This window comes from Sphingobacteriaceae bacterium (assembly GCA_002319075.1).
Lineage (GTDB): Bacteria > Bacteroidota > Bacteroidia > B-17B0 > Aurantibacillaceae > Aurantibacillus.
In genome coordinates, this window is record NVQB01000001.1 from 1110946 (window position 1) to 1125742 (window position 14797).

At 37.5% G+C, this 14797-nt stretch carries 11 protein-coding genes; 4 read left to right on the forward strand and 7 right to left on the reverse strand.

The annotated features are described in order from the left end of the window. Positions 1-401: 401 nt before the first annotated feature. The 3 genes from CNR22_05010 to CNR22_05020 form a co-directional block, all read right to left on the reverse strand. Positions 402-1295 (reverse strand): hypothetical protein, encoded by an 894-nt coding sequence (locus CNR22_05010; protein PBQ31149.1) that lies wholly within the window; start codon positions 1293-1295, stop codon positions 402-404. Between the two features lie 61 nt (positions 1296-1356). After that, entirely contained in the window at positions 1357-2631 is a 1275-nt protein-coding gene (locus tag CNR22_05015; protein ID PBQ31150.1) for a phosphoribosylamine--glycine ligase, read from the reverse strand. 37 nt (positions 2632-2668) lie between these two features. After that, complete coding sequence (locus CNR22_05020) at positions 2669-3079, reverse strand: hypothetical protein (protein ID PBQ31151.1); 411 nt, start codon at positions 3077-3079, stop codon at positions 2669-2671. A gap of 261 nt (positions 3080-3340) precedes the next feature. On the opposite strand from CNR22_05020, the gene CNR22_05025 reads away from it, so the two are divergent. The 4 genes from CNR22_05025 to CNR22_05040 all read left to right on the forward strand — a co-directional run bounded on the left by CNR22_05025 (position 3341) and on the right by CNR22_05040 (position 9456). Next, positions 3341-5389 carry a hypothetical protein gene (locus tag CNR22_05025; protein PBQ31152.1) on the forward strand — a complete coding sequence of 683 codons (2049 nt, stop codon included), beginning with the start codon at positions 3341-3343 and terminating at the stop codon, positions 5387-5389. A 78-nt stretch (positions 5390-5467) separates the two neighbouring features. Next, on the forward strand, positions 5468-6835 hold the full coding sequence (locus tag CNR22_05030) for a von willebrand factor type a (GenBank protein ID PBQ31153.1): 1368 nt from the start codon (positions 5468-5470) through the stop codon (positions 6833-6835). Between the two features lie 93 nt (positions 6836-6928). Beyond that, positions 6929-7597 (forward strand): iron-dependent repressor, encoded by a 669-nt coding sequence (locus tag CNR22_05035; protein ID PBQ31154.1) that lies wholly within the window; start codon positions 6929-6931, stop codon positions 7595-7597. Next, positions 7594-9456 carry an iron/manganese transporter gene (locus CNR22_05040; protein ID PBQ31155.1) on the forward strand — a complete coding sequence of 621 codons (1863 nt, stop codon included), beginning with the start codon at positions 7594-7596 and terminating at the stop codon, positions 9454-9456. Before CNR22_05035 ends, CNR22_05040 begins: the two co-directional genes overlap by 4 nt. Before the next feature lie 4 nt (positions 9457-9460). On the opposite strand, the gene CNR22_05045 is transcribed toward CNR22_05040, so the two are convergent. The 4 genes from CNR22_05045 to CNR22_05060 all read right to left on the reverse strand — a co-directional run bounded on the left by CNR22_05045 (position 9461) and on the right by CNR22_05060 (position 14776). Beyond that, positions 9461-10585, reverse strand: a complete 1125-nt coding sequence (locus tag CNR22_05045) for a mannosyltransferase (protein ID PBQ31156.1) — start codon at positions 10583-10585, stop codon at positions 9461-9463. Positions 10586-10605: 20 nt separating this feature from the next. Beyond that, positions 10606-11634: a hypothetical protein gene (locus tag CNR22_05050; protein PBQ31157.1), complete on the reverse strand. Its 1029-nt coding sequence runs from the start codon at positions 11632-11634 to the stop codon at positions 10606-10608. A 108-nt stretch (positions 11635-11742) separates the two neighbouring features. Then, positions 11743-12738, reverse strand: a complete 996-nt coding sequence (locus CNR22_05055; protein PBQ31158.1) for a hypothetical protein — start codon at positions 12736-12738, stop codon at positions 11743-11745. Between the two features lie 55 nt (positions 12739-12793). Further along, the gene (locus CNR22_05060; protein ID PBQ31159.1) at positions 12794-14776 is read right to left on the reverse strand and encodes a hypothetical protein; all 1983 of its coding nucleotides are present in this window, start codon (positions 14774-14776) and stop codon (positions 12794-12796) included. Between the last annotated feature and the right edge of the window lie 21 nt (positions 14777-14797).

The window sequence follows — 14797 nt, forward strand, 5'->3', positions numbered from 1 at the left end:
TGTCCGCTACTTTAAAATCACTTTATATTCTACTTTTCAAAATTTGCAAGACTTCACTTTTTTTTCGTCTTGGTATTTCTACAAAAGTCTTATCCTCATGGTTAAAAAGCACGCATTACCCTTTGAATATGCTTCCACATAATTTAAGCTAATGTAGATACCTTTGCAAACTCTTATAAAAAACAGATCCGTTTATCAAACTTGCATTTTATCCGTTGAACGGTACTTTTTATTGTTGATTAAGAATTAATTTTGAAGTCAATTAGAACTTAACTATCAGAGATGCATGCAGAATAAGTGTTGCGATCTGGCAAAAAAAATTTTGCCCAAAAAACAAAAAAACCCTTCACGTTCTTATTGTGAGGGGTTTTACGTTTGTTATAGTTTTAAAAATTGTACAATCAGACTAACAATTCAGACACCATTGTTTCCTTCTCGGTTGGTACAAAAAAGAAATTTTGTTTGTCGGTCGAAATGAAAAGTGTATCGGTTTTTCTTAAACCTTTTGATTCTACTGCAAAAAATATGTATTTGTATTGAAGCATTATATCCTGAACTTCCTTTTCAATTCCACCGGTTATAATTTCGCACATAATAATAGGACGATGATTCTTCAACACATCAGCTGATCCTTCCAGCACCATATTCTCCGTACCCTCAGTATCCATCTTGATGAGATCAATCTTTTGTCCACTTTTTAAATGCTGTTTAAAAAAAGTATCGAGTCTTTCTGTTTTTACAGTTATCGACCTTAACTCCGAATCTAAAAGACGACCAGGGTATAAACTACTGTCTCCATTCAAATGAATATCGAGATCTTTAAACTTTGGATTGATACGGCTGTGAAAAACCGCTTCTCCGTCTGTATTACTAAGCGCGATGGAGTGTAATGTAATATCCTCAAAACCGTTCATCGCTGCATTTATTTCTGCAAATTTTTTAGTTCCCGGCAAAGGTTCAAAAGCATGCACAACTATCTTTTTATTGTAAAGCTTCGCTACAATTGAATAATATGCCAAATTAGCTCCAATATCAAAAAAACAGTCAGATTTTTTTGCCAGTGCTATGAAAATCGCAAGCTCGTCGTACTCAAATCCTTTTACTCCCCCCCAAAAAAGGACTCTCAACATAGGACTGGTAGGATTCGCATAACAAACCATTTTCTTCCCTTCAGGCATGTTCACCGTAATTTTGCCGTTAATGGCGAAATGAAACCTCGAAGGAATTATTTTTTTAAACGGTTTTAGTATGCTCCGTAAAATTAAATTTACAGAAGGATTGTGAATTATTGACATAAATTAAATTGAATAAGAAATTCTAAAATTAACGAATAGACATGGATTGTGTTTTTATCTTTCACATCAAATCCTTCCCTATATCCTTCCTGTAATATTTACCTTCGTATTTTATTTTTTCTGCAGTGATAAAGCTTTTTTTCACAGCGTCTTCAATACTTCTTCCAAAAGAAGTTATGGCAAACACCCGTCCACCATTGGTCAAAACGTCTTCGTTCGCCTGTTTTGTGCCGGAATGAAAAATCAAAGAGTCGCCTGCATCATTTAATCCTGTAACTGTTTTGCCTTTTTCAATATCCCCTGGATAACCGCCGCTAACCATGACTACGGTTGTAGCTATTTCTGAAAGCGTTTCGTATTCTTTTTCATGAAGGGTCTGAGTAGCCACTCCCTTCAACAGATCCAAAAGATCTGATTTAATTCTTGGAATTACGACCTCCGTCTCGGGATCTCCCATTCGGCAATTATATTCAATCACCGAAGGCTCTCCGTCACAGTTCATTAAACCAATAAAAATAAATCCTCTGTAATCAATATTCTCTTTGTTTAAACCTGCAATGGTTGGTTTCACCACTTTTTCTTCCACCTTTTTTATAAAAGCAGCATCTGCAAACGGCACCGGACTCACGGCCCCCATACCACCTGTATTTAAACCGGTATCGCCTTCCCCTATGCGTTTGTAATCTTTTGCCGCAGGTAAAATTTTGTAAGATTTACCATCGGTTAAAACAAAAACAGATAACTCAATGCCTTTCAAAAATTCTTCGATCACAACCTTATTGCTGGCCTCTCCGAATTTAGAATCCACTAACATGTTTTTTAATTCGCTTTTAGCTTCCTCTAAGGATTCTATGATCAATACACCCTTACCCGCCGCCAGCCCATCAGCTTTTAATACATAGGGCGATGGAAGTGTTTCAAGGAATGCGTAACCTTCTTCTACGTTGTTTTTTGTAAAAGTGGCGTAACGGGCAGTTGGAACACCATATTTAAACATGAATTGTTTACTGAAATCTTTACTTCCCTCTAATTGTGCCCCGTCTTTTTTCGGACCAATAACAGGAATATCTTTTAATACTTCGTCGTTTAAAAAGTAGTCGTGAATGCCTCTTACCAATGGATCTTCAGGACCAACCAGTACCAGGTCAATATCTTTTTCCCACACCAGGTTTTTTATAGCTTCAAAATCGTTTACACCAATAGCCACATTTGTACCACAATGCGCAGTACCTGCGTTACCCGGCGCTATATAAAGATTTTGTAGCTGCTTACTTTGAGCAATTTTCCATGCAAATGCATGTTCTCTGCCACCTGACCCTAAAATTAAAACGTTCATAGTATTAAAACTGCAAAAATAAAAAATCCCGAAGGATTTACCGGGATTTATATTTCTTAGACTTGAAAGTCTTATTTCCTTTTACCCGCGACTTGGCCCGGGAGGAATTCTGTCGGTCGAGTATACTGGCATTTTCATTTTTTCCTTTCGTGCGACTCCTTGTCAGCAAAAATTGGTTGGCCCTGTAAGCACTTTTTCGGGTTGAAGTTTTACTTTCCCAGGCAGGTTGTTTCTTTTTGAATAAACGTGCAAATCTGCTCCTTCTTCCATTGTTTCCGCGGGCAAAATCATCTGCATGGCCGTGACTTTTATACTGAGTCAGTATATGATTTCCTCTTTTTTTGGTTTTGACTTTTTTCTCGGTCTTTCTACCACCGGATTGGGCATAGTATTCGGTTCCAATAGCTGTTCCAGCTAAAATTAACAGTATGAAGACTAGTTTTTTCAAGGTGAATTATCAGTTATGGCAGAACTCCAGAATCTGTATAAGTTTTTGTGGGTTTAGGCTATCCTGCAAAGATACAAATAAAATAGCTCCGATATTGTTTTGCATGGTTAATAACATAGTTAGACTAAAAAATTAGCAAAGTTTAGTCTTTAGAGGTTAAAATAAAGTATACTTTTATTCGTTATATGACTTTGAAAGTGACTGTTTTACGAAGCAAATTTTTAGAACCGGCACATAATTTAAAGAATTCGGACCTGTTAATTGAAAAAAGTTCTATTCATATTTATCTTCCTTAGTTCCAGGTTAATTTCTCAGGTAAATGCCCCCAGTTTACGTTGTCTGGAGATTGTAGATTCCGGGAACGTTATCCTGACATGGATACCGGCGCAAGCTGACCCTTCAGGTTTTCACTCCTATGAAATTTACACGGCCCTTTCTAAAACGGGCCCCTTCAGCCTTGTACCTTCTACTCTCACCTCGATCAACACTAACACATTTTTACACGTACGGGCTGTAGCCTCAGCAACCATTCAGTTATGTTACTATTTCGTGGTCGCGAAATATGGAGCCAGTGGAACAACCAGTTCTCCAAATTCAGACACGTTAAATACAATTTTCTTAAATCCTATTGCTGCGATACCTGCTCTTAAATTAGATTTCGTGCACCTTCACTCGCCTAAATTACCCAGCAGTGCTGGTGGATATATCATAAATAAAGAATATCCATTGGGAACAACAAAAGTTTTAGCAGTTACTTCGGGTATAACTTATAGAGACACTATAGACGTATGCAGTGCGAAAATAAATTACCAGGTTATTTTACCTGACGCCAGTGGATGTCAGTCGAGATCGCAACTCATACGCGGGGAATACGAGGACACCAAAGACCCCGATGAGCCTTATATAGACTCAATAAGTGTTTTACCAAATGGCAATACAGTGCTCGCCTGGCAGGCCACCGTTGACAAAGATGTGGTGAAATATCCTATCCAATATGCCATACAAACTCAAACAGGTCCTAAAAACGTAAAGATAGATAGTACCATGGGAAGGAATAATACATTTTATGTATATACTACTACCACGGCAAATTTCGGGAGTGTGGGAATTTTTGCGCAGGCAAGAGACAGCTGCGATAAGGGAAGCACGGTTAATTACCAGGTGAGAACCATGTTTGTTGAGGCTAATTACAACCGTTGCGCTTATAAAACTTCTTTAAGATGGAACCGCTACATCTGGTCGGCAAAGGGTGGGGTTATTTTGGAGAGTCTCGGTAAATACAAAATTTATTATTCGGTTAATGGAAGTGACTTTACAGTTGTAGGTGAAACTACAGATACCAACTTTGTGCACTCGGATGTGGCGCCAGGTAAAAACATTTGTTATTTTATAAGAGTAGTTAATAAAAGTGCAACTGTAACATCAAGCTCTAACCGAACTTGTTTTTTCTCAGACCAGGTAAGCGCTCCAGCTTACATTTACCTTAAAACTGCAACGGTAGTAGACAAATCTTCTGTAGAGGTAAGAGTTTACCTGGATAATACTAAAAGCAGTCAGGGTATTACCATTCAGCGATCAGACGACGGACTTAATTATACCAATGTTGGGTATCTTCCGTTTACCGGACAAGCCCATTATTCATTTACTGATGCAAATGCTCAGCCATCTCAAAAAAGCTATTATTACAAATGTTGGGTAGTAGACAGCTGCGGAAACACAAGAAATCCCAGTAATACAGCCAAAACAATTTTATTGAAAGTTCACAGCGATGAAGATCAGATTTTCACGAAAAAACTCAGCTGGAGTGAATATGAAGGCTTTGGTGGTGCTGTAAGCGGCTACAATGTTTACAGAATTATAAATGATGATTTAAATGGCGCTCTGATTGGAAGCACTGACGCATTAACAACAACCTACACCGATGACATTGAAGCTGCTGCTTCCCAGGGAGCTAAAATTGAATACCAGGTTCAGGCAGTAGAAGGGATAGGAAATCCCTACGGGATCTTTGAAAATAGCAGTTCTAACGCTGTGCCTGTTTTTATGGAGGGAAATCTTTATGTTCCCAATGCCTTTGCCCCTTCAGGCGTAAACAAGATATGGTTACCCGTTGCCTACTTTATAGAAAAAACAGAGTACCATGTGAGTGTGTTTAACCGCTGGGGCAAAAAAGTTTTTGAAGCCAACGACAATTTAACGGGCTGGGATGGTTCTGATTGCATTTCTGATGTATATGTTTATCTCATAGATTATAAAAACGCCCGCGGAGAATATTTGCAGGTTAAAGGCACCGTTATGCTCCTTCGTTAATTAATAAAAAAGTAACGTTTAAAACTATTTCACGTTATTTAAAAGGGATTAAATTTCTACCCGTACATTTAAAAGATCATGCGTCTTCTGTATTCAACCTTTTTTGTTTTCACACTTCTTCTTGCAAGCGCTCAAAAAAAAGCTGCGCCCAAACCTGTACGCATACTATTTGTATTTGATGCAAGTAAAAGTATGATTGCCAAATACGAAAACATGACCCGCATGGATGGGGCAAAAAATCTTTTTTACAAGTTCGTAGATAGTTTGGGTAAGGATAAAACAATGCAGTTCGCTTTGAGAATGTATGGTCATACTGTGAAATATCCTCCAGGAGATTGTAAGGATAGTAAACTTATCGTGCCATTCGGACCAAACAATCTCGCCTTAATAAAACAAAAGGTAAGTGAAGCCAAACCAACAGGAATAACACCTATAGAACATTCGTTGACCGAAGCAGCCAACGATTTTAAGGATAATAAAACAACAAATATAGTTATCATCATTACCGATGGGATTGAAGAATGCGGCGGCGATCCCTGCAAGGCAAGACAAAAATTAATGGAGAAAGGAATTGTCTTTAAACCTTTCATTATTGGCATTGGCCTGAGTCCTGAACAGATAAAAACTTTTGAATGCGTTGGTACTTTTTACGATTATGCCGATGAATCCACTTTCTCAACAATCTCTACTATTATTCAGCAGCAGAAAATGAACAAGACCACTGTTCAGGTTAATTTATTGGATCTTACTTCCAAACCTAAAGAAACAGACGTGAATATGACCTTTTACGATGTAGATCGCAAAACGTATAAATACAATTATATTCATACTATAAACTACCAGGGCAATCCAGATACGTTATATGTTGATGATTTTCCGACTTATAAAGTTATTGCTCATACCATTCCACCAACCGAAAGCAAGGAGATGAAATTAACTCCGGGCAAACACACTATCATTCCCATAGACGCACCGCAAGGATACCTGAGCATCAAAAGAAACGCCGGTGTGTATAATTACAACGATAAAGTAAAATGTATTGTGCGGAAATCGAACGAGATGACTACCATTAATGTGCAGCCATTAAACACTAACGAAAAATACATCGTAGGAAATTATGATCTTGAGATTTTAACCTTACCGCGCATAAATATCAGCCAAACCGCTATAGAACAATCTAAATCTAAAACAATCGATATACCCAATGCAGGCGTGTTACAGGTTAAATGCCTGGAGGCAGGAGACGGCAGCATTCTTATTAAAAGAAATGGTAAACTCGATTGGGTTTGCAACTTAAGCACTCAAACACTGCAAACCTATTACCTTCAACCAGGAAACTATGTAGCAACCTGGCGCGCCAAAACCTTAAGGGGAAGTATTTATACCATAGAGAAAAAATTCACCATTACTTCCGATAATCAAACAGTTGTAGAGTTTTACAAATAAAGCTTCTGATCTTTCTATCTCTCAACTATTCTTAATTTTTAGGCTAACCTAAATTATTATTTAGAGTTATAAAAATTATAGTACCTTTGGCGTATGGAAATTTCACTCACCGAGGAAAATTACATCAAAGCAATTTTTTCTTTGAACCAGTCAAATGAAGGTTCAGGGGTAACTACGAATGCTCTTTCTGCTCATTTAAATAATAAAGCAGGTTCGGTAACGGATATGCTGAAACGTCTTGCTGAAAAAAAATTAATCAATTATGAAAAATACCAGGGTGTATTTTTAACCACAAAGGGCGAAAAAACTGCTTTGGATATTGTTCGTAAACACCGTCTTTGGGAAGTGTTTCTCATGGAAAAACTAAAATTCAAATGGGACGAGGTGCACGATATAGCGGAACAACTTGAACATATTAAAAGCGACGATTTGATTGATCGCCTCGATGTTTTTCTTGGCAAACCTAAATTTGATCCCCATGGTGATCCAATACCAGACGCGAAAGGCCATCTCAACAATATCAGAGCAAAACCACTAAGCACTTTCAACAGTAAAGGAATTTTTATTTTTATGGGGGTCTCCGAACATTCTAAATCTTTTCTGCAACACCTCACCTCTATTGGTCTTAAAATTGGAGACATGATAAAAGTAGAAGAGATCAATGAATTTGACAATTCTCTTAAGGTAAAAATTAATAAAAGCAGCAGCCAATTTTTTAGTAATAAGGTGAGCTCAAATATTTTAGTGGAAGTAAAAAAATGAGTAAGTCGCTGGAAGAAGTAAATTCGAGTGTTAACACACAAAACATAAGTCCATTCCGAAGACTCCTGGCTTTCTTTGGTCCTGCTTACATGATTAGCGTAGGCTATATGGATCCCGGCAACTGGGCCACAGACATTGCAGGTGGAAGTAAATTTGGTTACAGCTTATTATGGGTTTTGGTAATGAGTAACATCATTGCACTTTTACTTCAGAGTCATTGCGTAAGATTAGGAGTGGTTACAGGTAAAGACCTCGCGCAAACTTCCCGTGAAAACTATCCGCGTTTCGTAAATCTCTTTCTTTATGGCTTGGCCGAAGTTGCAATTGCTGCCTGCGACCTGGCGGAAGTAATTGGAATGGCTATTGGATTACATTTATTATTTCCAGGCATCTCCATTTTAATGGGCGTTTGCATTACGGTTTTCGATAGTTTTATTCTTCTTTTTTTATTGAACAAAGGCATTCGTAAACTTGAAGCTTTTATTATAAGTCTTGTCGCACTTATTGGTGTGTCATTTTTTATACAATTAGTAATTGCCAAGCCCGACATTGCAGAGATTGCTTCCGGGTTAAAACCTTTTATCGCTAACCAGGAGGCTTTGTACATTGCTATTGGAATTATTGGCGCCACTGTTATGCCTCATAACTTATACCTGCACAGTTCGCTTGTGCAAACCCGCGCGTTTAAACGAACACCCGTAGAAATTAAAAAGGCCATTCGTTTTAATACTATTGATAGTACTATTGCATTAAACCTTGCGCTTTTTGTGAACGCGGCCATACTAATTCTTGCTGCCACCACCTTCCATAAAAATGGAAAACAGGATGTAATGGAAATACAAGATGCCCATCAACTTTTAGCTCCGATGTTGGGAAGTGCTCTTGCCCCTATTTTATTTGCAGTGGCGTTAATTGCTGCAGGACAAAGTTCTACTATTACCGGAACTCTGGCGGGACAGGTGGTGATGGAGGGTTATTTGAATTTACGTTTGCAACCCTGGATCAGAAGATTATTAACGCGTTTAATTGCAATCGTCCCTGCATTTCTAACCATCTGGCTTTTAGGCGATGATGCTACAGGAAAACTTTTAATCTTCAGCCAGGTGATTTTGAGTCTGCAACTGGGCTTTGCCATTATTCCTCTCATTCATTTCGTGAGCGACAAAAGTAAAATGGGAGAATTTGTTATTCCAAACTGGCAGAAAGTTGCTTCGTGGATAGCAGCTCTTACCATTATTGTACTCAACATTAATTTAGTTTATAATGAAATTGCTGATTTGATTACAACAAGCTCCAATTCAATCCTGGTGAGTTTTACTATAGTTCCGTTCTGCGTATTTTGTTTTATCATGCTTCTTTACATTTTGATAATTCCTTTTATTACAAAAAACAGGCACAATGTCGACAAGGGATTTCATGAAGACTTTAAACCTCTTGTTATTGACTCAGTTACCGGATTTAACCGCATAGCTGTGACGGTAGATTTTGGAAGCAGTGACAATAAAGCCATTAACAAAGCACTTCAACTTGGAAATGACAGTTCGACATTAATTTTAATCCACGTATTGGAAAGCGCGAACGCTATGGTTTATGGAGAAGATGCTTTTGATCACGAACGCGAAGAAGATTATCAAAAACTTTTAATGTATCAGCAACAGTTGAACTCACAAGGCATAAACACCGAAATTCATTTAGGCTTCGGTAATCCAAAAACAGCTATTCCCGAGATGATTATAAAGAATCATTGTGGCAGCGTTGTGATGGGTACGCATGGACATAAAACCATTAAAGACATTTTACTGGGAACCACAATTGAAGGAGTGCGACACGCCATCAAAGTTCCTTTGGTACTGGTTTAGATTTCTAAAAAATTTCCTGTAACAATTTTTCGACATTGCCCCTATTATCAAAACCAGAAACCGCATCTGACCTTTCCTTTATCAGGTTTTCCGAAAAGTTTATGGTAAAAGAAGCTTGAATCGCCTGGATAAATTCTTTCGGAGAATTTGCTATCTGAAGTCCCTGGTTTGCTACTAATCCTGTTCCAGAAAGCATATGGTTGTTGCAGACAACAAAACGTCCCTTGAAAAGAACATTTAATAATTTAAGTTTGAGTCCGGTTGGCTGAGCTGTATAGAGTACATGAACCTGCGCATTCTGCAGAAGCTGTGTCATTTCTTCTTCAGGCGGACTTACAACCAACTTAATAAATGCGTATTTTCTTATCTCCGAAATTAAAAATTCAGGCGGATCGAGACCTGCAACTACAACAGGAACTTCCAGCTTTGAAAACACATTTTTAATTAACCAAAGAAGTGCTTCGTAGTTTTCTGAAATGCCCAGGTTTCCGTGAAAAAGAAGATAATCCCCTCTTCCCGCCTTTACCGTGAGTTCTGAATTTGGATGAAAGCTCGGCAAATAAACGGACTTCACTTTTGGATAGTTGATTTTGAAATAGTCGGTGTCTTTTTGATTAACGGCGAGAATTAAGTCCGCATACTTCAAAACGGCTTCAAATTTTTCAAGTTTCCAGGCTTCAATTTGCAGATAGATCTTTTTTACGAAACCTTTTTCGGTCTTTGAAAGCTCCCTGTAATAATCGTGTTCTATATTACTATGCCTGTATATTTTTTTTCGCTGCTTGAATCTCTCATCATTTAAAAGATAACAGGTGTGAAGCACTTCAAATAAAATCGGGTAATCATTCGAAAGCAAATTCCTCTCTAAATCGGCCGATTGACGGGATTTTACCGTGTAGGGAACCAAAGAAAAATTAGCGAAAATCCCTGTTTTACGTTCATAGTAATAAACTTTTTCGCAAAGACTTTTTAACTCTTGAGAAGGTTTTCTTCCATAAGCAAAACAATGAAGGTAAATTTTTACGCCTTGTTTTTTTAGCCAGAAAAGTTTGTAATAAACATCGATAACTCCGCCGTAATTAGCAGGAAAAGGAACATCGAAAGAAACAATATTTAAGGAGTAACTCAAGCACCCAAAGATGCCTATTTTTATTCGAAATAAAAACCGTTAGCAATAACTCCTGCTTTAAAATCGGTTTTTACACTTCCATCAGGATTGTAAACGTAAATTTGAGAACGCTGCGAATAATCAAGTGCATCGGCAGCGTAAATACTACCATCATTAGGGTTCACGCCCAATCCATAAAAATTTTTAGTTTCTTTCGGAATAAAAACCTGAGAAGGCAAAGAGGCATCTGTAATAGACATTTTATGAATTCCCTCCTCAAGGTAAAACAGAAGATCCTTTGATTTATTTAAACAAAGACTTCCCGGCAAAGTTCCCGGAGCAAAAATAAAATTTGCTTCTATGCTATTTGTGGCCGGATTAAAGCGCGTTAAACGCCCTGGGCTCACGGAAGTTTTCCCTGATCCCACTACCCAAATCTTATCATTTTTATCCATCACAACACTTGCAGCATTCCACCCTACATATACACTATCGGTAATTGCGTCCTGCAAAGCATCAATAACATAAACATATTCGCGGTCAGTATTAGTAACGAAAACTTTATTGTAATAAGACACCATCTTTTCTGTTTTTCCGTAGCAAGCGATACTGCCCGTTTTTGCATTTGTTGCGAGGTCTACAATACTTATGGCATTTGCATAAAGATCACTCACGTAAGCCTTTTTATTTGTTAAGGCTAATATATAACGGGGCGATGTTAGGCCCTTAATTTCAGCTGTTTTCTTCAGCTGATCATTACACACTATAATTTTATTGGCGTTATTCACTACAATGTAATAACTGCCGCTAATGTAGTTCATGCTCTGAGCAATATTTCCAATCTCTGCTTTATTCTGCACCTGGTAATAATTTTCCACTACCTCATTTGTTTGGGGATCATATAAAGAAATAGATCCGTTTCCGTTTCCGCCAAAAGGCCCTTCATTAATCACAAAAACTTTTTTACCACTGCTAAATTCAACAGCTGCAGCTTCTGCGGGAACAGGTTTATCTTTCACACAAGATGAGAGAATAAACACAAAGAAAAATAGGGCTGCTAATTTTTGCATGATCTGTTTATAGAAGAGGTTGTTTCAAAAAATTTCCCTCGTATCGGCTCTAACCTGCCTGAAAGAATAATGGAGAAAATCTTTTAAAACAACCTCTGTGTTTTTATTTTAGTTCTTAATTAATTTCTTAATTGTTTTTTGATTACCCGAAGTTAATTCTAAAAAATAAATTCCAGATGGCAATGCCTCAAAATTAAGCGTTGTGCTTTCTTGTTTAAGTGCTTCGCTATAAATAACTTTTCCGGTAAGATCTTTTAAGCTTACTGAAGCATTACTTTCTTTTGTATTGATTGTAATGGATGATTGAAAAGGATTTGGGTAAACTTCCAGTTTTAAATCTGCATTGTTCTTCGCAATACCAACAAGGTTAGGAGCTGTAGTTTCAAAGTTATCAATTGCAAAATATCCCGGTGTGTTCATTCCATACGTTGGATCATTATCACTCGAGCGTAAGAAAAACTGCAAACTGTCTACTTCTCCTATAGAAGTTGTGTTTACGAATTTCCAGCTATTCAAAATAAAATCCTGAGCATTATTGGTAAAGGTAAAATCAGCAAGCATGTAAGTGACACTGTCATTTTTTATGACACCGTTTTTATATCCTTTAATAACCACTTTAAAGAAGTCGGGATAAGAACCTTGCGGAATTGTAGTTCCAGATCCAGTACCTGTTGTATCTCCGAATTTTTTCGCAAACATATCGCCGCTAGCCATCGATTTGTAAGCGTAAGTGGTATTAGTTATATAAAATCCTGTTACGATGTTAAAAGGCGCTTTCAATTTTACAATTGCTTCATTATGTCCTACAACGTAAGTGGCAGAGTTTGAATATCCTTTATAAGCTCTTACTCCGTGATCATTCGTGTATCCTGCAGTGGATGAGTCATACTTGTTAGTATAAGAAAATCCGCCTGTCCATAACGAGAAAGCACTGTAATATTCGTAGTTGAAAATAGCATTACTTGTTTGAAAAGGGGTACTTGTAGTAGGGCTGTAAGCCGAATTTGGCGACAATGAAAATGTTTCAAAGTCTGCAACAGTTTGTGCATTTGTCTGAAAAATGCTAAAGGCAAGTGCTAATAGTGTAATTGTTTTTTTGCTCATGGTTTTATTTTTAATTGTTAAGTATTCGTGAATCTTCGATTTCCTGTTTTTTTAGTTATTGATTTTTATTATTTTCTAAATCCTTAAGGGGGGCGTTCTTCATGATTGGTTTAGTTTTAAGACTGATTCCGATCTCGTAATTGCGCAATGGCGTGGACCTGCCTGCCATTACCTGGTAGTTTTTATTAAAAATATTATTGCAGGCTATAAACAGATTTGCGCTGATATCTTTAAAGTTTAATTTATAATTCGCTCGCAGGGAAGAAATAGTGTAGGGTTGCAACCAATTTAAATTATCACTTGAAGTAAAGCGGTATCCTGCATACTGATTGTAAAAGGAAAGATCGAAATTTTCGTAACCCGCAAAGAGACTTCCATTCAACGTATACCTTGGTGTATAGATCAACTGTTTACCCCTGGTATTATCGTTTAACTGAGCGTTCAATTCAACGGTTGATAAAACATAAGCTGTAATTACAGCTACCCCGGTTCTGAATTTATTTTTATGGTAACTCAATTTCCAGCTGGTTTCTGTACCGCGGCTCCAGACTTTTTGAATATTAACCGGCGAAGGATTTCCATTCGCACCGGGAACCCATAAAATCCAATTATCAATCATTCTGCTATAGGCAGAGCCTGATACAAAAACATAAAACGCTTTTAGTTGTTTAGAATAGCTTAATGCTCCTTCGTAAGTAAAACCCTGTTCAGGGTTCAGATTTATATTCCCTCCCGGAAGCCAGTATAACTCATTTAATGTTGGCTGCCGGTAAACTTTCGCCGCATTTAGTTTAACAGTGATTGATTTTGTTAGCTTGTAATCCAGTGCCATATTTCCTGTTACGGGCAAGGTACCTACACTAAAATATTCAGCCCTTGCAGAAATATAGGTTAGCAGTTTGTCTTTAAAAAAAGTAGTTTTATTTCCAATTACGAGAGAAACGCGACTCAAACTTTTTTCATCACTATAGTTATCGGCATTTGCAGAACTCGACAAAACTGTAGCTGCAAGGCTTAGCAAAGATTTTTCTCCAAGATTAAAATAATTTTCATTTTCGAGCATCAAAGTTCTGGCTTTACTTTTTGAGAATATCTGGCTGATACTATCGTCATAATTAATCTTATCTATAAAATACGCCCCCCTGATTATGCTCTTGAATTTCTGGTCTGCATAAGTCCAGTTACCTGTTAACCGCATAGCATCATCGCGCTGGTAAGTTTTGCTTCGGTAAAGTGAAGTGTAATTTGGCAAATGTCTCTGATTGGTATTTACCCAGGCGTTAACGGTGATGAGTTGTTTTGAGTTGACAAGAAACTTAAATTCCTGCATCAATCCTTTAAAGTTGTATTCAGCATCCTTCTGACGTTTATCGGGATTTTCTTTATCCAGCGTATCTCTATATTTAAAATCGTTGCGTGAGTTATTCATGTACACTTTGGTGGAAGAAACAAATCGCTTTTTACTTACTAAAAAACCTGCCGCAATGTTTGCAGCACCAAAACTTGCAGCTCCGAGACTGATGAGAGAGCTTACACCCTCACCAAATACTGAATTTGTTTTTAAATGAATGCTGCCGCCAATAGCACCACTTCCCCACAAAGAAGAAGAACCGCCATATTCGATAGTTATATTTTCAAATAGAAAAGAAGGTATTAAGGCAAGATCAGATTGGCCCAACATGGCATTTTGCAAATTAAATCCATTCCATAAAATGGCAGTCTGAGAAGCGTTGCCCCCCCTAAAGGCGGTGGTAGCTAATTGACCCGGACCATAACTCTTGATGAAAACAGAAGAATTATAAGAAAGTAGATCTGCCAGGGAAGTATATTTAAATTGCTCTTTTGCAAGCGAATCAATAGTCTCTGTCTTTTTTCCAACCTGCGATAATTCTATTTTGCGTGCACTGATCTCAATACTTTCAAAGCTTATAGTATCTTGCGCATAACAAGCATTGCAGGCAAAAAAACATGCGAGCAAACACAGATTAACGGCATGCGTTAAGCTGTAAGCAAAAAGCCTATTTAAATTTAAAATCACTTTACTGAATAAATTTTACAC